The organism is Roseateles depolymerans (assembly GCF_003387155.1).
GTDB lineage: Bacteria > Pseudomonadota > Gammaproteobacteria > Burkholderiales > Burkholderiaceae_C > Roseateles > Roseateles depolymerans.
Genome location: NZ_QUMT01000001.1, coordinates 149,808 through 173,878, shown reverse-complemented (window position 1 = coordinate 173,878; position 24,071 = coordinate 149,808). Strand labels below are relative to the sequence as shown.

Genomic DNA, 24,071 nt, shown 5'->3' with positions numbered 1-24,071 from the left:
TCAGGCTCCCGGCTCAAGCCTCCGATTCACGCCCGCGCTTCCAGCGCCATCTGGCGCTCCAGCACCGCGCCCAGCAGGCGGGCGGCCCCGGCGCCATGGTCCAGGCCCGTGCGGGCCAGCGCCGCCTTCAGCTCGTCCAGCAGCGGCTGCGAGGCGCAGTGCTGAATCATGCTGAGGGCGCCGTCGAAGTCGCCGTTCTCCACATGCGCGATGACTTGGGTACTCCAGTTCTTATCCATGGTGATTCGCTTTCTGTTGAAGGGGCTGGATCACTCAGCGTGACCCGATCCCAGGCGGCCTTGACGGCAAACGGCATGCCTCTGGGCGGACTTCCTCTTGTCCTACAAGACAACGCCGCATCCGCTGGCAGTCCCGGGCAAGACGGACAGATACCGTAGCGGCAACTCCCAACGACATCGAAGCCGCCATCATGAACGCCCAAGCCCAAGCCCGTGCTCACAGCCCTTCCCTGAACGCGCCGTCCACCGCGGTGCAGGCAGCCAATGCCGACGCCGTGGCAGCGGGAAGTGTGCTGATGTCGCTGTGCTTCCGGGCGGAAGATGTGCAGGCCATGGGTCTGGCCCGTCGCTGGACCGATGCTGCCGTGGAGGAGCTGCAAGACCTGGCCCGCCTGACCGATCCGGTCGATGACGAGGCCGCCGAAGTCGAGCTTCGTCAGGCGATTGCGCAGAATCCTTGCGAGGTCCAGGCCTTCGCCGACCTCACCGCCTTGCTCAGCCGCCAGGGGCGCCATGACGACGCGCTGGAAGTGGTGGACCAGGCGCTGGGCTGGTGCAGCGACGTGGCCCTGCTGCAGCTGCAGGCCGGGCGCGTCCTGTCCGCCGCCGGTCGCAGCGTGCAGGCCATCCATGCCTATCATCGTGCGCTGGCCCTGGATCCGATGCTGGGCGATGCCCACTATGAGCTGGGCCTGCTGTATGAGGACATCGGCGAGCCGCGCCGCTCGGCCCGTCATTTCCGGGCCTACAGCCAAGTCATCGCGCAGCCGGTGCAGGCCGACCCGATCAACTGATCCCGGCGCGCGCGGCGCAGGAGTTGGAAAGCGGGCGGCAGGCCCGCTTTTTTGCGTGCGGCGTTGATTCAGTCGCCGCTGCGATCCACGGGCCGCATCGGCCGGATTCTTCGAGGCTCGGTCGCGTCAGCGGTCAGCATGCCGGTGGTGCGCTCGTGGGCCTGCGCGATCAGCGGGTCGATCAGCGCCGCTTCCGGCAGATTCGCCCAGTACCGGCGCGGCATCTCCTTCTCCATCATCGACACCTTCAGCCGCGCTGGATTGAAGATGCTGCGGTAATAGGTCAGCCAGAGTTCGGCGCCGGCATCCATCGGCGGCACGTCTTCACGTCGGCCGGCCGGCCCGGTGGTCAGCGTCTGTCCATCCCACGACAAGGTGCAGCGCGGCGTGAGGATCGCCCAGCGCATGTTGGCAAAGCGTCGCGCAAAAAAGGGCGCAGCCGCTTCCTCGACAAAATGGGGCGGCTCGAACCAGGCGAGGTACTGCTCGCCCTGATCGTCCTGCACAGGAAAAAAGCGCACGAACGCATGCATCTTGTGGATGGCCCGGCGGACGTCGCGCGCCATGTGATCGGCACGGCGGCGTTCGGGATCGAGCGTGTCCATCCACTGCGAGGGCGACTGCTTCAGGCGCCACAGCAGCCGGTACATCAGCGCAAAACGCTGGGGGTCGCTGTGCAGCAGCGCCGCGTCACACAGGCGCACGAAACCGGCCGGGACGGTGAAGCGGGATGACGCGGCAGGCGGGGTGTCGGCGTCCTCGTCCTGCATCGAACTGAACAAGTCGTCGGCCTGCCCGACCGTGGCCCACACCACCTGGTCTGGCGGGACATCTGCCGCCGCCAGTGCTCGTGCCTGGCGACGAAAACCGGCCACGTCCGCCGGCCCTTGCAGAACGACGCGCCTCATGCGAACAGCCCCAACTGAACGGGTGCATGAGTGGGTGCATGAGCACGATCCGACGTCGCGGGGGCCGCCCACTGCCGAAGGAGATGCTCACCCACGTCACCGCGAGGCCGGTGCCCGTCCACCTCCACAAACGGCAGCACCTTGCGCAGCCCCACCTTCATCTGCTGCAGGTCTTCCGCGCGGATGCGGCGCAGGCGCCTGGCCTGCAGCAGCTTTCCCACCGACTCCACGCCCAGGCCCGGCACCCGCAGCAGCAGTTCCTTGGGCGCTGCATTCAGGTCCACCGGAAAGCGCTCCGGATGGGCCAGCGCCCAGGCCAGTTTCGGGTCCACGTCCAGGCGCAGCAGGCCGGTGCCGTCGTCCACGATCTCCTCATGGCCAAAGCCGTAGAAGCGCATCAGCCAGTCCGCCTGGTAGAGCCGGTGCTCCCTCACCAGCGGCGGCGCCTGCAGCGGCAAGGCGCGGGATGCATCCGGAATGGGGCTGAAGGCCGAGTAGTAGACCCGGCGCATGCGATAGGTGCCGTAGAGCGTGGCGCTGCTGCGCAAAATGCTGCGGTCATCGCTGCCATCGGCGCCGACGATCATCTGGGTGCTCTGGCCCGCCGGCGCAAACCGCGGCGGCTTGGCCGGTCGGGCCCCCGCCCCGGGAATGACGCGGATGGGCACCGCCGCGGACGACTTGCGCGCCTCCTTGGCATCGTCGATGTGCAGCTTGAGCCGGCCCATCGAGCGGCGGATGGCCACGCCGTCCTTTTCCGGGGCCAGTTGTTGCAGGCCTTGTTCGGTGGGCAGTTCGACGTTGATGCTCAGCCGGTCCGCATAGCGGCCGGCGCGCTGCAGCAGGTCCTCGCTGGCATCGGGAATGGTCTTGAGGTGAATGTAGCCGCGGAAATCGTGCTCTTCCCGCAGCACTCGCGCCACCTCGACCACCTGCTCCATCGTGTAGTCCGGACTCTTGACGATGCCGCTGCTGAGAAACAGCCCTTCGATGTAGTTGCGGCGATAGAAGTCCAGCGTCAGGGCCACCACTTCATCCACGCGAAAGCGCGCCCGCGCCACATTGCTGGAGGCGCGGTTCACGCAGTAGAGGCAGTCGTACTGGCAATGGTTGGTCAGCAGGATCTTGAGCAGCGAAATGCAGCGGCCGTCCGGGGCATAGCTGTGGCAGATGCCCATGCCTTCGGTGGATCCGATGCCTTTGCCCTTGGACGAATCGCGTTTGTCCGTCCCGCTGGAGGCACAGGAGGCGTCGTACTTGGCGGCGTCGGCCAGGATGGCCAGCTTGCGTTGGGTGTCCATGGAAGTGTTGTCAAAACTGCTGGATGAATATACAGGCTTTGCCAACTTGTTTGTGTCAGCAAGCCTTGCGATGTGGGTATTCATCCGCGTGTCGCCACATTGACTCAGGATTCATGCAGGCAGGCGTGTCGGTTCACACGGGCAGGCGTGACGGTTGCCTGTGAAGCACTCCTTCATTCCCTCCACGCTCCCGGTGCCCTCATGACGTCCACGCTGGCTCGAAATTACCAGTGCAGTTGCGGCAAGCCTGTGTTCTTCCGCAACTCCTCCTGCCTGTCCTGCGGCTCGGCGCTGGGCTATGTGGCGGACGAGGGGGCGCTGCGCGCCATGCGACCCACGCAGGCGCCGGACCGTTTCCATCTGGACGGAAATCCGTCGGTCACCTATCGCCGCTGCCAGAACTTTTCCAGCGCCATTGGCTGCAACTGGCTGGTGCGGGATGACGGCGGCACCACGGCCCCGCTGTGCCTGAGCTGCCGCTTGAGCCGGATGATTCCGGACCTCTCGTACCCCGGCAATGGCGAGCTGTGGCGCCGTGTGGAAGCGGCCAAGCGGCGACTGGTCTCCCACCTGCTGGGACTGGGTCTGCCGGTGGTTCCGAAGGCGGACGACCCGCAGCGCGGACTCGCGTTCGACCTGCTGCATTCACAGCCCGGCATGCCGGTGATGACAGGCCATGCCACCGGCGTCATCACCATCAACATCGAGGAAGCGGACGATGCCTACCGGGAGCGGGCTCGGGCGCAATTTGGGGAACCCTACCGGACCCTGCTGGGGCATCTGCGTCACGAGGTCGGGCACTATTACTGGGACCGGCTGGTGGCCGGCACGGAGTGGCTGGCACCCTGCCGGGCGCTGTTTGGCGATGACCGCGAGGACTACGCTGCCGCGCTGAAGCGCCATTACACCCAGGGACCGGTGCAGGGCTGGCAGCGGCGCTACATCTCCGCCTATGCGGGCGCGCATCCCTGGGAAGACTGGGCCGAGAGCTGGGGCCACTACCTGCACCTGCGCGATACGCTGGACACCGCCCAGAGCTTCGGTCTGGTGGCGGACGCCCAGTGGCTGGAGGGGCACGAGCGACAGGAGCCCAGCGTCTCGCCATTCAAGCCCAGCGACCTGTGGCGGGAGGATCACCCCACCGGCGCGGAATTCCTGACGCTGCTGCATGACTGGGTGGCGGTGACCTGTGTGATGAACGAGATGTCCCGCGCGATGGGACAGCCCGACTTCTATCCCTTTGTGCTGCCGGCGGCGGCGGTGGCGAAGCTGCACTTCATCCATTGCCTGATCGATGCCCATGTGCGGGGCGCGCTTGGGGCGGAGCCGGAGGTGACGGCAGCGTGGGGGGCAGCGACGGTGGCAGCAGGCGGGCCCGCGGAGGTGGCAGCATGATCCGGATGCAACTGCACTTCGAGCTGGACTATCTGGTGAAGGATGCCCGGGCCAGCCTGCTGTTCAACGTGCAGCCGGCGGTCACGGCACTTCAACAGGTGGCGCAGGAACGCATGGAGCTGACGCCCGGCTCGACCTGGCATGAGCGGGAGGTGCCCGGGTCGTCGAACCGGCTGATCAGCGTGAAGGCGCCGGCGGGGCGGTTCCACCTGACCTATGAGGCGGAGGTAGCAGCCCAGCCCGTGCTGGAGCCAACGTCCCCGCTGGCGGAAGCGGATGTGGCCGGCCTGCCGCACGACGTGCTGCTCTACCTCATGCCGAGCCGCTATTGCGAGTCGGACCGGCTGATCAATTTTGCGGAGGCAACTTTCGGCCACCTGCCTTCGGGTTATGCGCGGGTCGTGGCGGTGCGGGACTGGGTGCGCAAGAAGCTGCGTTATGCCAGCAGCGGCTCGACCACCCGCACCTCCGCGGTAGAGACGCTGACCGATCGCGTGGGGGTGTGCCGGGACTTTGCCCACGTGATGATCGCCCTGTGCCGCGCCTTGAGCATTCCGGCCCGCTATGTGACCGGCACGGACTTCGGGGCGGACGCGGGCAAGCCGATGGACTTTCATGCCTACGTGGAAGTGTGGCTGGGCCAGCGCTGGTATGTGTTCGACCCGTCGGGCCTGGGCATTCCCATGGGCTATCTGCGCATCGGCACCGGCCGCGACGCAGCGGATGTGCCTTATGCCATGCTCTTCGGCGATGTGACCTCGGACTATGCACCGCTGGTGCGCGTGAAGGCGGTGGAAGGGCCGGGGCTGGAGTTGCCGCGGCATGTGGAGGAAGCGCTGTCCACAGCATGACTCACATGCAGCATCTGGTGAACGCTTCGTTCAAGAATGCTTCGACGTCCGGCATGCCTTGTCGATCCATCCTTTCACACCGACGCCGTGCATCGGCGTGACGAATTTGTCGGCACTTGCACCGTAGGCCACCTTGTCGGCTTGATACTTGCTTTCTGGAGGCCCGGGCGTCAGAGGGGTCAGACAGGCCAGGAAAGGTAAGACAGTGCTGAGTGCAGGCGAAGTGCGGGGATGGGGACAGTGGGCCTACCAACTGTGGCAACGGGAAGCCGTGTCCGGCAGCTTGCGCGCCTTGCTGGCCCTGGCCTGCGTCATGGCCGGCTGCTGGTGGGCGGGGCGGATGTCCGCCGCCTTGCCGCTGCTGCTGGGCGTGATTGCCAGTGCGCTGGCGGAGACCGATGACAGCTGGCAGGGCCGGCTGCGGGTGCAGGTCATCACGCTGCTGTGCTTTGCTGTCATGGCGCTGGCCGTTCAGGCGAGCCTGGGGCACCCGTGGCTGCTCGGGGGCCTGCTGGCGGCCGCCGCCGTCGGCCTGACCCTGCTCGGCGCACTCGGCGAGCGCTATCGCACCATGGCCTTCGCCACGCTGGTGCTGGCCATCTATGCGTCGCTGTCGTCCAAGCCCCATGCGGTCGAAGCCATCGCCTTCCTGCTGCTGGGCGCCGCCTGGTATGGGGCCATCTCCGTCCTGTGGGCCGCGCTGCTGCCGACGCCGCCCGTGCGCCAGCACCTGGCCGCCGTCTATGAAAGCCTGGGCGAATATCTGCGCCTCAAGTCCGGCCTGCTCGAACCCGTGCGCGGCGCCGATCTGGAAGGACGTCGCGTGGCGCTGGCCCTGCAGAGCGGCCGCGTGGTGGACGCCCTGAGCCGCTGCAAGGAAGCGCTGTTCAGCCGCAGCGGTGCCGGCACACCCGCGCCCTGGTTGCGGGAAGCGATGCAGGCCTACTTGGTGGCGCAGGACGTGCACGAACGCACCAGTTCCTCCCACGAGCATTACGAAGTCCTGTCCCAGCAGTTCTTCCACAGCGACGTGCTCTACCGTTGCCAGCGGCTGTTGGCGCTGCTCGGGCGGGACTGCCGCAGCCTGGCCCGCCACATCCGGCGGCAGCCGCCATGGAAACGGCACGGCACGACGGCGCACGCGATCGAAGATCTGCATGAGGCGCTGCGCCATGTGGAACAGACGCCCGGCCCCTGGACCGAAGGTCGAGCGCGAGGGCTCGCGGCCCTGCGCGGCCTGGCCGCCAACCTGAGCGCGCTGGACCGCTCGCTCTCCAGCGCCCTCCAGCCCCCCGAACAGTCCGCCGACACGACCCTGCTGGACCGCGATCCCCGCAGCCTCTCCGAAGCCTGGCAGCGGCTGCGCGCCCAATGGAACTGGAGCGCCCCGCTGCTGCGTCATGCGCTGCGTCTGGCGGTGGCACTGACGGCCGGTTATGCGGTCATGCTCAGTACTGGCGACAGCCACGGCTTCTGGATCCTGCTGACCATCGTGTTTGTCTGCCAGCCCCAGTACGGCGCCACCCTCACCCGATTGGCGCAGCGCATCAGCGGCACGGTGCTGGGGCTGGTGGTGGGATGGGCGCTGCTGCGCCTGTTCCCCGACCTGCTGCTGCAAGCGGGATTCACCGTGGCCGCCGGCGTGGTGTTCTTTGCCACCCGCCACACCCGCTACACGCTGGCCACGGCGGCGATCACCTCGCTGGTGCTGTTGTCCTTCAACCAGGCCGGCGACGGTTTCGGGCTGATCCTGCCCCGCCTGCTGGATACGGTCGCGGGCAGCGTGATTGCAGGGCTGGCGGTCTGGCTGATCCTGCCGAGCTGGCAGTCCCATCAACTGCACCGGTTGGCGGGGCAGGCGGCGCGCGCCCAGGCCCAGTACCTGCGCGAGATCATGGCGCAGTACCAGTCGGGCAAGCGGGACCACCTGGCCTACCGCCTGGCCCGCCGCAATGCCCATCTGGCGGACGGCGCCCTGTCCCGCGCGCTGGCGGCCATGCGGCTGGAGCCGGCGCGCGCGCGGATGCTGGCGCCGCAGGGCATGCGGTTTCTGGTGCTGTCGCACACGCTGCTGAACTATCTCTCGGCACTCGGCGCGCATCGCAACCAGCGGCTGGCGCTGTCGGACGAGGCCGCCCCATCTCGGGCCGCTCACCTGCTGGTCACGACACTGGAATCGATGGCCAACGCGCTCGAGGCGCAGCCGCCCGGCGTGGCGCAAGATCTGGACCTGCCGCAGGATCTGATGACCGCCCTGATGACGCCGGCATCGGCTTCCGAGCCAGGCGCTGACACCTTGCGTCTGGTCCAGGCCCAGCTCGCGCTGAGCCTGCGCTTGCTGCCCGAGCTGCATGCGCAGGCGGTCGCCCTGGTGGCGCCGCCGCAAGACGACGTGGACGGTGCGGGCGATGGCGCTGCCGGCGATCTGCGGCTCAGCCGCTTCCGCTGACAGGATGAGGGGACTCCGACCGCAAATACTTCCTGGCCTGCCGGGTTCAAGGCGTACGATGCACGCATAGACCGTGAGGTTGTCAACCCGACGTCCTTGGTGCGCTCTCACCTTTGTTGAGCGTCCCAGCGTGCTCGCCTTGATCGCTTGGCGCCTCTGTTCTGGCCATATGTCATGGCCAGACCTACAAGGAATCGGGACATGCCGTCACTCATCCAGTCCCGCGCGAGGTCAGCATGCTGATCCGCATTCACCTGGCGAGCCTTCGCGGGCTCCGCATCACGTCGTTCGACCAGGTGTCGGTGGGACGTGCCGGCCAGCGGGTCGGGGACATCGTCTTCCAAAGGCCGGAGCCATCGCAGCGGCGTGAGCTCTACGTGCACGCGTCTGCCGCGGACATGGCGGGCGCCGCGCACGCCATCCAGTTGGCGCTGGACCCTGATCGCGGCGCCAACGGCTGGATCGCGCAGGACGGTCCAGAGCATCCCCTGCTGGCCTGAGCGCCGCGCGCCGTGGCATTGCACCGGCAATGGCCCTTTTCACAAAAGGTCACCTGCTTGCCGCAGCTCACGTGTTAGAGTCGGCTCCATAGATTCGCCCAAGACCTTTCCTCTGAGGTCTTTTTCTGCGGCCCCGCTGGTCTCCCCAAGACCCCTTCCTGCGAGCGGCTCGCTTCAGCATCACCCCCCGCTGTCAGTTCTTGCGTGTGTCTTACCCTGTGTGCGTCCGCATGCCGGGAACTTTCGTTCATCCTTCAAGGACACATCATGACCACCAAGCAAACCGGCACCGTGAAATGGTTCAGCGACGACAAGGGCTTTGGCTTCATCAGCCCGTCTGACGGCTCCAAGGACCTGTTCGCCCACCACAGCGAAATCCGCAGCGACGATGCCCGTCGCAGCCTCGCCGAAGGCGCGCAGGTTGAATTCGAATCGAAGAACGGCCTCAAGGGCCTGCAAGCGACCAACATCCGCGTCTTGTGACGCCGGGGCCGCAGGTCGGCCCTCTCTCTTCTCTTTCTCTTACAAGAACAATATGCAACACAAGAATCTTGCCGTGGGACGCTATACCGTCTCCCCCATGAGCCACGCCGCCACTGAAGGCCACTTCGTCGCGTCAGTCTCGATTCGATCCGGCTCTGGCGCGTCCAGCACCGATCGCGTCTGGCGTTTCACCCACCAATTCCCGTCGTCGGCTTCGGCCCTGCGTTACGCCACCACCGAAGGGGCGAACTGGGCGCGTCGCCACTGATGGATTGAGCCAGGGCGCACGCAAGCCGGGCGCCCCGGCGGTGACGATCAGGCTGCGCGCAATGCCGCGTCGGGCCGCGCCCGGGCCACCGCCCGGCGGCGTCGCCACCACAGCCACAGGCCCGTGCCCAGCAGCAGCGTGGGCAGCAGTCCGAACACACTCCACACCACGCGCAGCACCGCGCCAAACGCTTCGGCACTGTGCAACGGGAACAGCCAGTTCAGCAGCACATTGCCGGCGGGCGCGTTCAGTGGGTCGTAGCGATTCAGCACGACGCCTTGAGGACTCAGCCGGACGCGGGTGTTGCCCGTGTCGGCGCGTGGTTCTCCGGGCTGCAGCAGCCTCACTTCCACAGGACCATTGCCGACCGGCATCGTCACGCGGCTCCAGCGCGCGGCAGGAAACTGCTGCTGCGCCATGTCCACCCAGTCGTCCGGGGAGGCCTGGTCGTTTAGGCGGGTGTCCGGCTTGTCGGTCTTGTCGGCCTTTGAGATCGTGCTGGGTGTCGTGTCGGGCGTGGCCTTGGAGGTCGTCTTGGCACGAGCCATGCGGACATCCGCCTGCGTTGGCAGCACGGCAGCGACCCACGCACGTGCCGTGTTGCCAAACACCAGCGCGGCGCCGGTCAGGCTGATCAGCAGCAGCACCGGCAGCAGCCAAAGCCCCACGGTGCGGTGCACGTCGTACCAGCGCCGCGCGGGTGCTGAGTCCCACCGGATGGTCAGCACACGGCGCCACGATGCCCAGCGCAGCGCCTGCCGCGGCCAGGCCAGCACAAGGCCGGTCAGGCCAAGTCCGAACAGCACCAGTCCGCCGGTCCCCGCCACGGTGGCACCGCTCTCGCCACTCCAGAAATAGCGGTGCAGTTCATAGACCGTCGGCACGAAGTGGGCAGCGTCCCATCGCACGAGCCCGCGGTCGCGAAAGCCCAGATACCGTCCGCAGGTGGGGTCGATGAAATGCTCGCGACGCACGCCTTGCCGGTCGCGGCGTTCCCACACCTGATAGGCCGCTCCCGCTTCATGCGGTGCCACGACGATGCCGGCCTGGCGACCTGGAGCCGCTTGCGCGAGCAAGGCCAGCACACGGGCCACGGGACGGTCCTGGGCAGTGCCTGCGACACCGGCCCCATCACACGTCGGCAGCGCACGGAACCAGCCAGGATTGAGCGCCGCATCGAGCTCCGCCTGCCAGACCAGCAGACTGCCGCTCAGGCCCAGCACCACCAGCACCAGTCCCGCCATCAGCGACACCCAGCGATGCAGCCAGCTCAATCCCTTGCGCAACACACCGTCTCCTTAGAAGCTTCGACGCCAGCTGAGCGTCAGTGAACGACCGCGACCGGCGTAGTAGTCGTCATTGGTGCCCGAATAGTTGGCCTGCGAGTAGTAGGTCAGGTAGCGACGGTTAAAGAGGTTCTCCATGCCGGCGCCCAGTTGGCCCCAGGGTGAATCCCAGCTCACCGAGACATCCGACACCGTGTACCCCTTGAAGCGTTCCTCCAGCGACGTCTTGCCGGAGAACTTGCCCACGTTCGCGTCCCGCGAGAAATACACCGACTGGGTCCAATGCGCCTGCCAGCCCGGCGCCAGACGCCAGAGCGCGCCCAGCACGAGCTTGTCCGGACCCTGCGAGCGTGCGCCGAGGTCCAGGTCCAGCGCGCCGCCGGCGGTGCTGGCGGTCCGTCCGCGGGTCAAGGCATAGCTGCCGGTGAGCTGCCAGTCCCGCGTGGGCCGCCATTCACCGCTGATCTCGAAACCGCGCACGGTGATCGGCACGCGCTGCAGCGAGCCGATGCCATTGCTCACCACCAGTTGACTGCCCAGGTCCGAATGCGACCGGTAGACCGATGCAGACACGCTTCCCTGTGCCCCGCGCCAGGCCAGCCCGGCCTCGACGTTGTCGGTCAGGATCGGCTGCAGGTCCACCAGCGTGGTGACCGAGCGCCCCGCCGTGTTGACCGCCCGCAGGATCAGGCCCACGTCCGGCGATCCAAAGCCCTCGTTGTACGACACGAAGCTCGACCAGCCGCTCTGGCCGAAGCGCCAGACCGCACCAAGGTTTTTCACCAGCTTGCTGGCACTGCGCTCGCCCCCTTGCACCGCGCGGCTGCCGTAATAGGCCAGGGTGCTGTAGTCGTCCACCCGCAGGCGGCTGTGTTCGTCGCGCAGGCCACCGCGCACGGTGAACGGGCCCCACTCATATTCGAGCTGGCCGAAGGGCGCGAGGCTGCGGTAGGCCATCGGCGGCACCCAGACGCGGCCGGTCTGCGTCAGCCGCTGCTGGGATTCGTCGTCCAGGTAGTCGGTGCCCAGCGTCAGTTCCAGGCCCGGCGTCCACAGGTCCGGACGCACCCAGCTGGCGCGCACGCCCCATTTGTCGGCCTTGATTTCGCTCTGGTCCACCAGCGTGCCGACGGGCGCGATGCTCGCATCCTGGAAGGTGGTGATCACGCCGCCGCTGTAGCGGGCACTGAAGTTCTGCTTGAAGAGCTGCACGGAGGCAGCCCCCTGCGCCAGATCCGAATGGGTCCATTCCAGGCTGGCGGACCGCACCTCATTGCGCGGCGCCTCATAGGGCAATGTGCCGCGAGCCGAGGTGGTGGGCTGGCCGGTGGCGCGGTTGCCGGGCACATCCACCCGGTCGTCAAAGCCATCAGCGTGGTAGCGGTTCAGCATCAACTGCACGCGCTGAGGCCCGAAATCTTTGCCGATCTTGAGGAAGCCGTCGGCCGATTGGTGCAGGGACTCGGTGGCCAGCGCCCGACCGGCACCGTCCACGCCAATGTCCTGCGTCCGGGCGCCGACGTAGGCCACCACGTCGAAGTCACTCTTGTGCTCGACCATGTAGCCGGCCTTCCAGTTGGCGGTGTCGCCATGGAACTGGGTGCCGTATTTGAGTTCGACCGTCTGGCGGGTGCCCGGCTCGGTCGGACGGCGGGTGATGGTGTTGATGATGCCGCCGGTGGCGCCCATGCCTTGCGCCGCGGATGCGCCGGAGACCACCTCGATGCGGGAGACGATCATCGGATCGGCGAAATAGCCTTCCCGTCCGCCCAGGCGCAGGGGATTGGTCTGGGGAATGCCGTCGAGCAGCAGCAGCGCATTGCGGCCGCGCAGCCCCTCGCCGAAGTTGCTCAGTTTCTGGCGCGAGGGCGCGTAGCCGGGGATCTGCAACGCGAGCAAGGCGCTGGGGTCCTCGCTGACTAGGCCCTGGGCCTCGATCTCCTGCCGGCTGATGACGCTGACGGCGCCGGGGATCTTCTCGAGCGCCTTGGCGCCCCGGGTGGCTGTGACCACGACCTGTCCCAGCGTCTGGGCGGTTTGGGCGGTTTGGGCGGTTTGGGCGGTTTGGGCGCTTGGGGCGGTGGGGCCGTTGGCGGGGATGCCCTCGGTGGCAGCGGCGCCCGGCTCAACCGACGGTGTGGCCGCTGTAGCCGGTGTGGTGGGCACAGTCGGCGCGGCCTGTGCCGTTTGCGCCTGGGTGGAGGACAGACCAAAAAGACAAACGCTGGCCCAGGCCAGCGCATTCAAACGCAACTGCATGGAGGACTCTCGAAGAGCAGACTCGGTGGGGTGGACAGGGCCACCGGCTAGTCCGCCACAACGGTTGGCTGAGCCCCTTGGCGGGCGATTCTATCCGTTGTTGAGAATTGCTCTTATTTGGGCACCAGTGCCGCATCAGTGCCGATTAAGGCAGGTGCGGTTGTAGTTGTCCTGCATGGTCTGGAGCAGTTCGCGCTGGCGGTCGTTCAGCGACGCCAGATTGGCCCGCTTGTCCGCGATGACGGCCCGCATATTGGCGCACTGGTTGTCCACCCGCTGGCTCTCCGCGAGCTGCGCTGCGGCCGCCTGACGCTGCTCGATGCGCGCGCGGTCCTGCTCCCGCCGCTCCGCATAGAGCTTTTCCTGGGCGTCACGGACCTGGAACTCGCAGCGGGTGCGGTAGTCCTCATACAGACTGCGCAGCGTGTCACCGCGGATGCCTCGCACGGGTGCGGTCCGGATGGCTTCTTCCATTTGGGCGCATGGACCAGTGAGGTACTTGGCGTGCTCGGGCGGCTTCGGAACCGTCGGGGTGTAGCTGTAGGAGCGGCTCTGGGTCTGGCCCGTGTCCACCGGGCCGGCGGTGCCCAGCTTGGTGGAGCCGTTGGCAGCGTCGGATGGTCCGGCGCAGGGGCGATCCGAGTAATACACCTGCCCGGTGCCCGACGTGCAGCGGAAGGTGGCAGCCGCTGCGCCATCAGAGAAGGACAGGGCCATTGAGGCCAGGAGGACCAGCAGCCAGACGCGCACGGGCATGGATTTGTCAGATTTGTGAGCCAATGTGAACGCGCATTGTGGAAGCGCTTTCGGCTCCCGCCGCGAGAGGGAACCCGCTCTCCCCCTTGAGGGTGAGACGGGTGTTGCGGATGGGCGTCACAGGATCTTTCAGCACCTGCGCGCGAAGCGCTGAAGCACGCCACCGCCGCCAGTCCCCATCATTTACCGGGCCGGGGCGGCCTCATAGTTCAATGGCACCCACTCAAACGCCGCGCCGACCTTGCGGATGTGCCCCACGCCCGGGAACGACAGGTGAGCCGCGGCGATCAGCGTCCGGCTCTTGGCAGCGGATGAGAAAAGACTGATGCGGCTCTCGCGCGCGGCCACCGCGCTGGAGTCATAGGTCACGGTGACGTCCGGATGCGGAAGCTGAAGCGCCCCCACATGCACCAGGTCGCCCACGACGAGCAGCGTCTGGCCCTCACTCGAGAAGGCATAGCTCAAGTGACCTGGGGTGTGCCCGGGAGACTCGACCACGGACACCCCTTCATCGATCGACCCCGCGCCTTCAATGGCCCGCAGATGACCCGACGCCTTGTAAGGCGCGAGGGACGTCACCGCAGCGTCGAAGAATGTCGACAGAAATGACGGCGCTCGCGCCTTGTCTGCCTCCGAGTTCCAGTAGTCGATATCGGCCTTTGACGCTCTCACGACGGCATTCGGAAACACCGCCCGGCCGTTGTGGATGATGCCGCCCACATGATCCTTGTGCAGATGCGTGAGCAGCACGAGGTCCACCTGCTCCGGTGCATAACCGGCAGCGCGGATGTGCCGCTCGACCTGGCCGCAGCAGTCGCCATACAGCGCACCGGCGCCAGCATCGACCAGGATCAGCTTCTTGCCGGTATGGATGAGGAAGGCGTTGATGGATCCGGCCGGTGGCCTGCTGAGGAATTTTCGGTCCAGGGCCTCGCCAATTTGTGCGGGGCTGGTCCCCTGCATCACGGTGTCTGATACTTTGCATACCTGCCCAAGGCCGAATGGCAGGTCCGAAACTAGACCCCGCGACTCCCTCTAGGGCCCAAAGCCCGAAGTAAAGACTGGGGCTGGATTCGGTATTCGACGTTGTAGCTCGGACGGTGTCTTCATCCGTGAGCAGCCCTGAGGTCCGCCACCTTCTCGAAGCACTGGATGCCATGGCATGACCTGGAGGCGTGCACAACATGGCTTACTCCAGCACATCTCAACGCGTCAAGCGACCTGCCAGAAGTGGCACGAGCGCCAGAAGCCCCGCAAGCAGCCAGAACGCGGTTGAGAGGCCCACCACTTTCGCGAGGAACCCAACAAGGGCCGGCCCAAGGAGCACTCCTGCGTAGCCCGCCGTTGTAACTGCAGCGACGGCGAAGGCAGCCGAGCTTGCTCGCCTCTTGGATGAGTAGTCCGCTCTGACCTCGTCGTCCTGACATCCGCTGAGCAGCGTTGTGGTTCACAGCCCCTGTAGTTCCGTCTCAGCCCGTTGCACCAGCAGCCGCAATGCGCCCGCCCATCCCGCTGCCCCCCTCGTACAGGGGAACGAGAAGGGCGCAGCCCCGTAAGTGGCTGGTAACTGATTGATACAATAGGCCGCACAACGAAGAGACCAACACAGGCACATCAGGGAGGCCGTGTGAGCATTTCCATCCGCGACGTGGAGGGCATCCTTTCCGCGCGCAATCTGCAGAACCCATCGCTGGATGCGCTGCGGCCGGACCACCAGCCCTATCGGACGCTGCTGCTCCAGCCATCCGGCCCCATCTTGGCCGACGACACGCGCATTGGTCCGCTTGACCTTCAGTTGGCTGACCAGCAAGCCCGCAGCTTCCTCGAGCTTGCCATGAAGGGTGGGCACCATCTCGTGGTCACGCCGGAGTACTTCCTCCCCATCTCGACGCTCGTGTGGGCCGTTCAGGGCCCGACCTTCCCTGCGGTGGGGACGCTATGGGTTCTCGGGTGCGAGAGCATGACTCCGAAGCAGCTCGAAGGTTTGGTGGAGGCCTGCAGCGGGCATGCGGACGTCATCTTCGAGAAGGATGACTCGGCCGCGGTGCAGGGCGTGTATTTCGACCCGGTGGCGTACTGCTTTCAGACGAAGGATGGAGAAGGAAACTTCAAGCGGGTGGTCTTGATTCAGTTCAAGACCATCTCGTCGCGCGACGCCCACTTTTTCGAGAACAAGAATCTCCGCTGCGGAACGACTCTCTACCAGTTCAAGGGCGACGAGGACGTGCTCTCGCTGGCCACCATCATCTGCTCAGATGCCTTCAACGTGGCTCAGGACGACCTGTTGCGAAGGAAGCTGTCCAACCTGGCGACGCTCATCCACATCCAGCTGAATCCGAAGCCGAGGCATTCGGACTACCTTCGATATCGCATCGACACCTTCAGCAAGAACAAAGCACTCAACAACTGCGACATCGTCTGCCTCAACTGGGCCGAGAACATGGTGCAGTACGACGCTCCTGGCGGGAAGCACGAAGCATGGAAGAACGAGAGCGGCTCAGCGTGGTACATCTCCGACGACCGCTGCTCATCAAAGGACGAGGAAGTTGAACGAAACGAGCGCCTTGGCCTGTACTACTCGCGTCACGTCAAGCATCGCCACGTTCTGCATTTCCACTTCGCTCCCGCCGCATTCGAGCTCACCGTCGCGAAAATTGCTCAGACCGGCTCGTACGTTCATGACAACGTCACCGGCCCCAAGCTGGATGCCAGGTACACCTGGGACAGTGGCAGCCAAACTTGGGCATCGAACGCCGACTCTCCGGAGTCAGGTCTCACGTCGCTCTGCTCATTGACCGAGCGGGTCGGCGAAGCCTTCTCCACGCTCCGAGCCAGCGATAGCCGCCTTCGCATTGAGCGGGCAATTGCGTTGTCGTGTGGATTGACCAGCAGCAAGCCGAGTTGGTATGGCGCTGCGAGCCTGGAATCCTGCAGGCTCGGCGAAGACGAAGTTGTCCGGCGCGACACCCTCGCGTTGGACCGCGATGCCTCCGCACAGTCAACCCGTGAGGAGCGCGCGAAACGAGTGGGCTCTCTGAACCACATCCTCAGTACCGAGACGCTGCCGTTCAACATCCGAGACCTCGGCAAGGGCGGTATTCGCGTGGATTGGCGGCCGGACAAGCCCCACGTGAACATCTACAAAGATGGGGTTCAACCAGCCCTCGTCGCATACCTGGGGATGGACCCTCACCCTGACCTGGTGCGTGGGGTCGGAGACGCCGCCTTCGAGTTATTGAGGCTTGAGAACAAGCAGCATCAGGACCGTGTGGCGGTCTGCTATCGCGACCAAGACGGGCGGGCGGTGTTTGCGCGCATGACGCAAGTTACTGATATCACCCGCGGTGGCGGCAAGGCCACCAACATCGACGAGGGGCTTTGAATGGAGCAGCTGGAATCGGCCCGCAAGAAGGTTGTCGAGCTACTTGGCCAAGTTGACGAGGTGGACGACGGCGTCGTCCGCGCGGAGCGGTCCTACAACGGTAAGTGCTACGCCGTTGCCTATTTTGACCTCGCTGACGACATCGTCGCCAGAGCAAGCTCGCTTCAGGACTTCCAAGAACGGATTCTCGGCGATGACTTCTTCGGCACCCCCGGAGACTTGCGTTGGAACAAGTACCTCTACTTCGTCGCTGGACCTAACTCACGCAGCAACGGTGGTTTCGAGAAGGCGAAGGCCACCATTGAGTCGGACAAGGAGTACGCGCGCAAACGCGTGGTGACGGAGGAAGAGCTCGAGGCACTTCTTGGCAACGTCAAGCACTTCACGCCCGGTACCGGCGACAAGGACTACAACGTCGTTGCCGAGTGGGAGAAGCGCCTAAGTGCCGTTGGCCTCGACGAACTCCTCGACAAGCCGACGCGGAAAGACGTCGTCGAGCGCATCGGCTCGGGAACAGTCGCACGCGTGCCCGTGGCAGAGAAGGTAGTGGCTCTGGTTGATGCGGATAGGCCCTTAGCTAGCACTTGGTTGGAGCGAATCTCCATCGACAAGTTCCGCCCGGTGCATGACGGTGAGACCTACAAGTTTGGGCAGGTGACGCTCATCGTCGGTCCCAACGGCACAGGCAAGACGTCCCTTCTTGAAGCCATCGAGCACTTCTATTGCGGCTACAACCGCAGACCCGGCACCTCAGGCAACCCAAAGATTTCCGGCACGTTGGTCGGCGCTGCCGCCCCAATCGCCTCGCCAACTGACCCGGGGCGCATTCGCGCACGTTGCATCAGCTGGTACAACCGAAACGAGCAACGGTCCAACCGAATTCTTGAAGCATTCACCCGCTTCAACTTCCTCGACACCGATGCAGCCTTCCGTCTGGCGACCGACTCGGGTGCGGACGCGCCCGACATCCCGGGCGACCTGGGCCGACTGCTGGTTGGCTCTGACGCGTCCGGGATATCGGACTACCTCTCGAAGCTCGCTCCAGAGGTCACAACTGCGCTCACTGGCGCGGTGTTTCGCGCCGATGACCTCACCACAAAGCTCACCGAGGCCCAACTCCAGCTCAAGGAAGTCCAAGGTCGTCCGTCAAACAGCAAGGCCCTCGCAGACGCTTTCCGTGCCGCTCTGGTTGCACTGAAGTGGAAGGCAGCACCGCCTGCAGGCCCGCTCCCGACGCAAGAAGAGAGTGGCAGCCTGCAAGAGAGCATTGGCCACCTTGAAGGCGTCCTATCTGCCGGCGCTGGCGCCACAACCCCGGCCGCGCTGTCGGCGCGCATCGAAGTCGTCCGGCAGGCCCACGAGGCCGCCAAGCCGTTCGAACTGACTCGCGTCGAGAGCGCGAAAGCCTCCAAAGAGCACGGTGACGCGGCGCTACGCGATGAGCAGACCGCAGGTTTGCTCGACCGATGGCTCACTTATCTGAGCGCGGGTTATGCGACCACGCTCGCTCGATACCAGGCCGCGAAGGTCAATGCTGATACGGCGCTTGGCAAGCTCGGTCGATACGCTGCTGCCGACACTCCAGAAGTGCCCGAGGAGTACGCAGGAATCTCGCTGGAAACCGCGTTGCGCGAAGCGCGGTTGAACCTGCAGAACGCGGAAGCTCAGGTTCTGAGCCTTGAAAAGCAGGCTGCGGCGTTTGGCAAGCAGGCGGCCCTGCGTGCAGAGGCGGCCCGCCAGCTACAGAAGGCGGCGCAAACTTCTTTGCACTCGGGACACCCTCCGGACGACTGCCCCATCTGTCGCGCCAAATATCAGCCCAGCGAACTTGCCAGTCTGATTGCAAACATCACAGTTGCGCTCGAGCAGCCTGCGGAACTTTCCTTGGTGTCGGAAAGCTTGATTAACGCACGCAGGGACGTCGAATACTTTCAGGGGTGGGTCAAGTTCTTCAACTTCATTACGAGTGCAGCTGACTTCCTTGGCATCCCTCCCGACGCCGAGTGTGCAGAACTTCCACGGACGATTATCAAACTAAAAGCTGGGCTGACGCAAGCAGACGCTGAACTCCAATCAGCGGAGAAGGACTGGACGCAGCTATCAAACTCCGGGCTGTCTTCGAACGAACATGACCTTCTTCTTTCGAAAGCCTCTGTACTCGTAGACACGGTTGACGAGATTTATGACCGTTCAAAGGTTGAATCCCTGAAGCAGGCCCTTTTGCTTGGCGCCGCAGCGTCGAAGCAAGTGCAAACACAATCCCTTCAGCGTCTACGTGAGGCAGAAGGCCAGTTGCAGCTTAGACTAACGGCTGTACTGAGCGATTCTTGGCCCACCCGAGCGGGCAGGGATAGTGGATTCGCTGGGCTCCAAATCTTGCTCCAGGAGACAACCGCAGTTCAGAATCGCCTGGACTCCCTGTTGCGCATGGTCGAAATTGCTGAGCACCAGAACCTTGCGGACGTCTCCAACGCTCTGGTTTCGGCGTCAATGCTGCTGGCTCAGACTTTGGAGGCGGCAAAGGCTGAGAGCACATCGTCGCAGACCATCATCGAACTGAATTCCAGCATAGAGCGGCTAACCAACCAGTCGAACGCGGCCAAATCACGCGTCAAAAATCTCCGCACCGCTTCCGAGACTCTGGATGCACTGCTGCTGGAATGCTCAATTGAACATGCGACCAAAGAATCTCTGCTTGCCATCGGCGCTCAAATCAATGAGATTTTTAGCCGCATTCACGCGCCGAACGAGTACGAATATGTCGGCAGCGATGGGACCCTCTTGCGAACAGTCGCGACAAACCAGACGAGAAACCTTCAACAAGTAAGTACAGGACAACGTGCCGCATTCGCACTATCTGTATTCTTGGCGATGAATCGAACAGCGGCTGCGGCGCCGCCCGTCATACTTATCGATGACCCCATTGCACACATTGACGACCTCAATGCACTATCCTTCTTGGACTATCTTCGCGACTTGGCTGTAAATTCCAATCGACAGATATTCTTTGCTACCGCCGACACAAAGATTGCCGCACTCTTCATTCGAAAGTTTGGCTTCCTCGGCGACGCGTTTAAGCAGATTCCACTGTCTCGGGAATCCAAACAACCGCCCGCTCCAGTCGCGCCCTGATTCAGAGCCAAGTGGCACGACGCGGAAAGGGCTGAGCCACCGTCTTGGCTTGGCGCAAGAGTTGCGACCGATGTGGCCCATCAGTCGCAACTTATGGGGCCAAAATTGCTGCTGTCGGGGTGCAACGGAGCGACGTCTTTTCTCGAAGGTCTCGCTTTACGGGAACGGTTTGCCGAAAGTCGCGTTTTATGGGGTCGATTAGTCTCGGCATACGGGCCCAAAGTCTCGGCATTTGGGGCATCGAACAACTCACCCACACTGCCCCACAAACCCACAAGCCGTACAGAACTCACACCCATCCCGGTGAATGACGGTGAGGTTCCCGCACTCCGGGCACTTCTTGCCCGCCATGGCCGGCACGCCGGCCGTGGTGGCCACCGTCCGCCCGCTGCTGGCCGGCGCCTGCTGCAGCAGCCCCATGTCCACCAGCGGGAAGCCCTGCTCATCCAGCACGCCCAGCATGGCATAGCGATGGATGATCAACCGCGCCACATAGGCCACCGTGGACGGCCACACCTGCTGCCGCCGCTCGCCCGACAGGGTCGGCACCGGCGCCATGAAATGCCCCAGCGGCTCGCCCACATTCAGTAGCTTGCGCAGCTTCATGCCAATCCAGCCCGGGTCCAGCACCCGCATGTCCAGGGACAACAGACGCGCCAGGCCATCCAGCGCCTTCGGATAGTTGCCCGAAAATCCCATCGCACACGGCCGGGTCACCGAGCCGCCCTCCGGCGTCGGCAGGCTGACCTCCTTGAGCGTCAGCGTGAACACCTCCCCGGTCGCCGGGTTGTCCACGTCCACTGCCCAAGCCAGCGTCCCCATCGTGCCGGTGCGAGGTTCCTCGCGCGAGAACATCGCGTCCATCACCGGGGTGGGTCCCCCGTCCTGCAAGGCGCCCAGTTGCTCGCAGCGCCAGCGGATCACCGCCGCCGTCGCGGCCACCACGCCAGGGAACAGGCGGGGCTCGCCCATCGGCGGCATCGGCATTTCAAAGGAGCGCTCCTCGGCCACCGTCGCCAGCGCATCCAGCTTCAGGCGCAGCCAGGCGGTGTCATTGGTGCGCAGGTCCATCGACAAGGTCTTGGCCAGCGCCGACAGGCCGCGCGGTTGCTCCGCCCCGTTGACCCACACCTCGAAGGGCAGCGTGCGGCCGAACAGTCCCGCCTCCGGCCCTTCCGCCGGCAGCTCCCCCACGAACAGCGCAAAGTCGCCATGCGGATGCCGGATCATGGTGGACCAGGCCGGATTGCCACCGGGCAGCTCCGGACGGCTCGGCCAGCGCAGCGACGCCAGCACCGGCTTGGGCAGGCGGTCCACCCGCAGCCGCTGGTTGGGTCCCACCTCCGGTTTGAGCGGCTCCGGCTGGGCCACCGGCTCCACGCTCAGCACCGACCCCAGCACCTGGTTGGGACGATAGGTCGCCAAGCCCTTCAAGCCGCTTTTCCAGGCCAGCCGGTACAGGTCCTGGAAGTCCTGGTAGGGATAGTCCGCCGGCACGTTCACCGTCTTGGAGATGGACGTGTCCACATACGGCGCCACCGCCGCCACCATCGCCTCATGGTCGGCGGCCTTGAGTTCCAGCGCGGTCACGAAAGCCTCCGTCAAGGGCGCGTCCGCGCCATGCAGGTGCCGGTACAGACGCCAGGCATGGTCCTCCACCGCATATTCCTTGAAGCTGTTGTCCGGCATCCGCTTCTTGCGGGTGTAGCTCCAGGAGAACGGCGGCTCGATGCCATTGCTGGCGTTGTCGGCAAAGGCCAGGCTGATGGTGCCGGTCGGGGCAATTGACAGCAGGTGCGAGTTGCGCAGGCCCTGTGCCCGGATCTTGTCCTTCAGCCACGGCGGCAGGCGGGACGCGAAATTCCCGCCGGACAGGTACAGGTCCGCATTAAAGAGCGGAAACGCCCCGCGCTCCACCGCCAGATCGGCGCTGGCTTCATACGCCGCATCCCGCATCACCTCGCTGATGCGCCGCGCCATCTGCCGCGCCGCTTCGGTGTCGTAGCGCAGGCCCAGCATGATCAGGGCATCCCCCAGCCCGGTGAAGCCCAGACCCACCCGGCGCTTGTTGGCCGCCTCCTGCGCCTGCTTGGGCAGCGGCCAGGGTGTGACATCCAGCACGTTGTCCAGCATGCGGGTGGCCACACGGCATACATCGGCAAAGCCGGCTTCGTCGAACCGCGCCTGCGGGCCAAAGGCGTCCTCCACGAAGCAGGTCAGGTTGACCGACCCCAGGCAGCAGCAGCCATACGGCGGCAAGGGCTGCTCGGCGCACGGGTTGGTCGCGCTGATGGTCTCGCAGTAGTGCAGGTTGTTGTCCGCATTGATGCGGTCCAGGAACAGAACGCCCGGCTCGGCATGGTCGTAGGTGGAGCGCATCACCTGGTCCCACAACTTGCGAGCTCTTACGCGTCGATACACCCACTGCCCGTCGGCCCGCTGGACGGCCCCGGCCGCCCGCACCTTGGCGCTGGGAACGGCCTTGTGGACCAGCTCCACCTCGGCGTCCGCCTCCACCGCTTCCATGAAGGCATCGGTCACGCCGACCGAAATATTGAAGTTGCGCAGGTCCCCCTGGTCCTTGGCGTGGATGAATTCTTCGATGTCGGGATGGTCACAGCGCAGCACCCCCATCTGAGCGCCGCGACGGGATCCGGCGGACTCCACGGTCTCGCAGCTGCGGTCGAATACCCGCATGTAGCTCACCGGTCCGGACGCACTGGACTGGGTGGATTTGACCCACGCGCCTTTGGGCCGGATGCGGGAGAAGTCATACCCCACGCCGCCGCCCCGGCGCATGGTTTCGGCGGCTTCCGTCAATGCGGTGTAGATGCCGGGAACCCCGTCTTCCTCCTCGGCAATGGAATCTCCGACGGGTTGCACAAAGCAATTGATGAGCGTGGCCGACAACTCGGTCCCCGCTGCCGATGCAATGCGTCCGGCCGGCACAAAACCGCGCTGCTGGGCCTGCAGGAATCGCGCTTCCCAATCCTGCCGATGCTCCGGCGATTCCGCCTGGGCCAAGGCCCGCGCCACCCGCCGCCGCACCTCTTCCAGGTCGCGCTCATGACCCTTGGCGTACTTCTCAAGCAGCACTTCCGCGCTGATGTCCTGAGCGGGCAGCGTGTCCGCGCTCGCATGCGGGAGGGCGGGAACAGCGGAGGGCACAGAAGGCTGGGTCATTCGAAACTCCACAAGGCGATCGAACGATATTAGTCCTGCCAATGACTACCGACCTGAGCTACATCAAGACACAAAGCTGCAACTAACGGCCCGTGAGCAGCCACTCCGCTGGGAAGCCCCAATGGGCCAATGCACAACAGCGGACTATTCTTGAATCCCATGAACCCCGACAAGGTCTTGCGATCCAGCCCCGGCACCCTCGGTGAGCTGGAACTTGAATGCGCTGAAGCCCGACGCCTGATCCAGGACGGGGACTTCACTGCTGCCCGTGATCAGCTGCTGGCCCTGCAACGTGCCCATGGCGACGAGCATGCGCCGCTGCAGGAAGCCTTGAGCGCCCTGGCCGAAGCCGAGCAGGACTGGGCCGCCGCGCTGCGCTTTTACAAGCGTTTCCATGCGCTGGCGCTGCAGGCGGGCAGCTCGCCCCTGGCCTCGCGGGACCAGTTGTTGTCGCGGTTGGCGGAGCATCAACGCAGCTCGCCCGACCTGTCCTGGTGTCTCGTTGCGCTGGGCGCTATTCGCGCGCCGGCCGGTGTGCTGCCGCAAATGCTGCGTCAGCAATGCCGCTCGCAGGATGTGCTGGCGCTGGGCAAGGGCGAAGCGATGCTGATGCTGCTGCATGACGTGGACCTGCCCACCGGCCGCAAGGTCTGCGAGCGGCTTCGCACCGTGTGGTTCCAGCAACACTCGGGCGCTGGCGCCCTGGCCATGGGCCTGACGGCCTGGCGCGGCCCGGGCGACACCGGCGGCGCCTTCCTGGCGCGGGCCGAAGGCGCCCTGGAGCGCAGCCAGCGCGAAGGCGGCCCGCTGCGCACCGGCTGACTCGGGCGTCGCTGGAAGGCAGTCGGCAATCGGCAATCGGCAATCGGCCATAGGCAATCGCCG

Annotated in this window: 18 protein-coding genes; 10 read left to right on the top strand and 8 right to left on the bottom strand. The window is 65.2% G+C overall.

Features of this window, described 5'->3' with window-relative positions:
• Nucleotides 1–26: 26 nt before the first annotated feature.
• Nucleotides 27–239: a hypothetical protein gene (locus DES44_RS00710; RefSeq protein ID WP_058936640.1), complete on the bottom strand. Its 213-nt coding sequence runs from the start codon at nucleotides 237–239 to the stop codon at nucleotides 27–29.
• A gap of 191 nt (nucleotides 240–430) precedes the next feature.
• Between DES44_RS00710 and DES44_RS00705 the strand changes: the two genes are divergently transcribed.
• Nucleotides 431–1,033 (top strand): tetratricopeptide repeat protein, encoded by a 603-nt coding sequence (locus DES44_RS00705; RefSeq protein WP_058936641.1) that lies wholly within the window; start codon nucleotides 431–433, stop codon nucleotides 1,031–1,033.
• A gap of 68 nt (nucleotides 1,034–1,101) precedes the next feature.
• Here DES44_RS00705 and DES44_RS00700 read toward each other — a convergent pair whose 3' ends face one another.
• Together DES44_RS00700 and DES44_RS00695 are read right to left on the bottom strand one after the other, a co-directional pair.
• Nucleotides 1,102–1,941, bottom strand: a complete 840-nt coding sequence (locus tag DES44_RS00700; RefSeq protein ID WP_058936642.1) for a TIGR03915 family putative DNA repair protein — start codon at nucleotides 1,939–1,941, stop codon at nucleotides 1,102–1,104.
• Entirely contained in the window at nucleotides 1,938–3,242 is a 1,305-nt protein-coding gene (locus DES44_RS00695) for a putative DNA modification/repair radical SAM protein (protein WP_083525878.1), read from the bottom strand. Before DES44_RS00695 ends, DES44_RS00700 begins: the two co-directional genes overlap by 4 nt.
• A 201-nt stretch (nucleotides 3,243–3,443) precedes the next feature.
• Here DES44_RS00695 and DES44_RS00690 point away from each other — a divergent pair, with 201 nt between their 5' ends.
• The 6 genes from DES44_RS00690 (at nucleotide 3,444) to DES44_RS00665 (ending at nucleotide 9,188) form a co-directional block, all read left to right on the top strand.
• Nucleotides 3,444–4,637: a zinc-binding metallopeptidase family protein gene (locus tag DES44_RS00690; RefSeq protein WP_116001242.1), complete on the top strand. Its 1,194-nt coding sequence runs from the start codon at nucleotides 3,444–3,446 to the stop codon at nucleotides 4,635–4,637.
• Complete coding sequence (locus DES44_RS00685; protein WP_058936644.1) at nucleotides 4,634–5,488, top strand: transglutaminase-like domain-containing protein; 855 nt, start codon at nucleotides 4,634–4,636, stop codon at nucleotides 5,486–5,488. The genes DES44_RS00690 and DES44_RS00685 overlap by 4 nt, the downstream gene beginning before the upstream one ends.
• 205 nt (nucleotides 5,489–5,693) lie before the next feature.
• Nucleotides 5,694–7,937: a YccS family putative transporter gene (gene yccS, locus DES44_RS00680; protein ID WP_232309850.1), complete on the top strand. Its 2,244-nt coding sequence runs from the start codon at nucleotides 5,694–5,696 to the stop codon at nucleotides 7,935–7,937.
• Between the two features lie 236 nt (nucleotides 7,938–8,173).
• Complete coding sequence (locus DES44_RS00675) at nucleotides 8,174–8,437, top strand: hypothetical protein (protein ID WP_058936645.1); 264 nt, start codon at nucleotides 8,174–8,176, stop codon at nucleotides 8,435–8,437.
• Between the two features lie 267 nt (nucleotides 8,438–8,704).
• Nucleotides 8,705–8,920 (top strand): cold shock domain-containing protein, encoded by a 216-nt coding sequence (locus DES44_RS00670; RefSeq protein ID WP_058936646.1) that lies wholly within the window; start codon nucleotides 8,705–8,707, stop codon nucleotides 8,918–8,920.
• Between the two features lie 52 nt (nucleotides 8,921–8,972).
• Nucleotides 8,973–9,188: a hypothetical protein gene (locus DES44_RS00665; protein ID WP_083525879.1), complete on the top strand. Its 216-nt coding sequence runs from the start codon at nucleotides 8,973–8,975 to the stop codon at nucleotides 9,186–9,188.
• Between the two features lie 47 nt (nucleotides 9,189–9,235).
• On the opposite strand, the gene DES44_RS00660 is transcribed toward DES44_RS00665, so the two are convergent.
• The 4 genes from DES44_RS00660 to DES44_RS00645 form a co-directional block, all read right to left on the bottom strand.
• Nucleotides 9,236–10,474, bottom strand: a complete 1,239-nt coding sequence (locus DES44_RS00660; RefSeq protein WP_058936647.1) for a PepSY-associated TM helix domain-containing protein — start codon at nucleotides 10,472–10,474, stop codon at nucleotides 9,236–9,238.
• 12 nt (nucleotides 10,475–10,486) lie between these two features.
• Nucleotides 10,487–12,733 (bottom strand): TonB-dependent receptor, encoded by a 2,247-nt coding sequence (locus DES44_RS00655; protein WP_198164832.1) that lies wholly within the window; start codon nucleotides 12,731–12,733, stop codon nucleotides 10,487–10,489.
• Between the two features lie 135 nt (nucleotides 12,734–12,868).
• Nucleotides 12,869–13,489 (bottom strand): DUF4124 domain-containing protein, encoded by a 621-nt coding sequence (locus DES44_RS00650; protein ID WP_058936648.1) that lies wholly within the window; start codon nucleotides 13,487–13,489, stop codon nucleotides 12,869–12,871.
• A gap of 183 nt (nucleotides 13,490–13,672) precedes the next feature.
• On the bottom strand, nucleotides 13,673–14,452 hold the full coding sequence (locus tag DES44_RS00645) for an MBL fold metallo-hydrolase (RefSeq protein ID WP_058936649.1): 780 nt from the start codon (nucleotides 14,450–14,452) through the stop codon (nucleotides 13,673–13,675).
• Between the two features lie 664 nt (nucleotides 14,453–15,116).
• Here DES44_RS00645 and DES44_RS00635 point away from each other — a divergent pair.
• Nucleotides 15,117–16,871, top strand: a complete 1,755-nt coding sequence (locus DES44_RS00635; RefSeq protein WP_058936650.1) for a hypothetical protein — start codon at nucleotides 15,117–15,119, stop codon at nucleotides 16,869–16,871.
• On the top strand, nucleotides 16,872–20,003 hold the full coding sequence (locus DES44_RS00630; RefSeq protein WP_058936651.1) for an AAA family ATPase: 3,132 nt from the start codon (nucleotides 16,872–16,874) through the stop codon (nucleotides 20,001–20,003).
• Nucleotides 20,004–20,252: 249 nt separating this feature from the next.
• Here the strand turns inward: DES44_RS00630 and DES44_RS00625 are convergent, their stop codons facing one another.
• Nucleotides 20,253–23,186, bottom strand: coding sequence for an adenosylcobalamin-dependent ribonucleoside-diphosphate reductase (locus DES44_RS00625; RefSeq protein ID WP_058936652.1), 2,934 nt, complete (start codon nucleotides 23,184–23,186; stop codon nucleotides 20,253–20,255).
• Between the two features lie 159 nt (nucleotides 23,187–23,345).
• On the opposite strand from DES44_RS00625, the gene DES44_RS00620 reads away from it, so the two are divergent.
• Nucleotides 23,346–24,008: a PleD family two-component system response regulator gene (locus tag DES44_RS00620; RefSeq protein WP_058936653.1), complete on the top strand. Its 663-nt coding sequence runs from the start codon at nucleotides 23,346–23,348 to the stop codon at nucleotides 24,006–24,008.
• Nucleotides 24,009–24,071: the final 63 nt, after the last annotated feature.

Bases quoted from the DNA above. Each gene is read 5' to 3' on its own strand.
- DES44_RS00710 (WP_058936640.1), bottom strand. From the start codon at position 239: ATGGATAAGAACTGGAGTACCCAAGTCATCGCGCATGTGGAGAACGGC.
- DES44_RS00705 (WP_058936641.1), top strand. From the start codon at position 431: ATGAACGCCCAAGCCCAAGCCCGTGCTCACAGCCCTTCCCTGAACGCG.
- DES44_RS00700 (WP_058936642.1), bottom strand. From the start codon at position 1,941: ATGAGGCGCGTCGTTCTGCAAGGGCCGGCGGACGTGGCCGGTTTTCGT.
- DES44_RS00695 (WP_083525878.1), bottom strand. From the start codon at position 3,242: ATGGACACCCAACGCAAGCTGGCCATCCTGGCCGACGCCGCCAAGTAC.
- DES44_RS00690 (WP_116001242.1), top strand. From the start codon at position 3,444: ATGACGTCCACGCTGGCTCGAAATTACCAGTGCAGTTGCGGCAAGCCT.
- DES44_RS00685 (WP_058936644.1), top strand. From the start codon at position 4,634: ATGATCCGGATGCAACTGCACTTCGAGCTGGACTATCTGGTGAAGGAT.
- DES44_RS00675 (WP_058936645.1), top strand. From the start codon at position 8,174: ATGCTGATCCGCATTCACCTGGCGAGCCTTCGCGGGCTCCGCATCACG.
- DES44_RS00670 (WP_058936646.1), top strand. From the start codon at position 8,705: ATGACCACCAAGCAAACCGGCACCGTGAAATGGTTCAGCGACGACAAG.
- DES44_RS00665 (WP_083525879.1), top strand. From the start codon at position 8,973: ATGCAACACAAGAATCTTGCCGTGGGACGCTATACCGTCTCCCCCATG.
- DES44_RS00655 (WP_198164832.1), bottom strand. From the start codon at position 12,733: ATGCAGTTGCGTTTGAATGCGCTGGCCTGGGCCAGCGTTTGTCTTTTT.
- DES44_RS00650 (WP_058936648.1), bottom strand. From the start codon at position 13,489: ATGCCCGTGCGCGTCTGGCTGCTGGTCCTCCTGGCCTCAATGGCCCTG.
- DES44_RS00645 (WP_058936649.1), bottom strand. From the start codon at position 14,452: ATGCAGGGGACCAGCCCCGCACAAATTGGCGAGGCCCTGGACCGAAAA.
- DES44_RS00630 (WP_058936651.1), top strand. From the start codon at position 16,872: ATGGAGCAGCTGGAATCGGCCCGCAAGAAGGTTGTCGAGCTACTTGGC.
- DES44_RS00625 (WP_058936652.1), bottom strand. From the start codon at position 23,186: ATGACCCAGCCTTCTGTGCCCTCCGCTGTTCCCGCCCTCCCGCATGCG.
- DES44_RS00620 (WP_058936653.1), top strand. From the start codon at position 23,346: ATGAACCCCGACAAGGTCTTGCGATCCAGCCCCGGCACCCTCGGTGAG.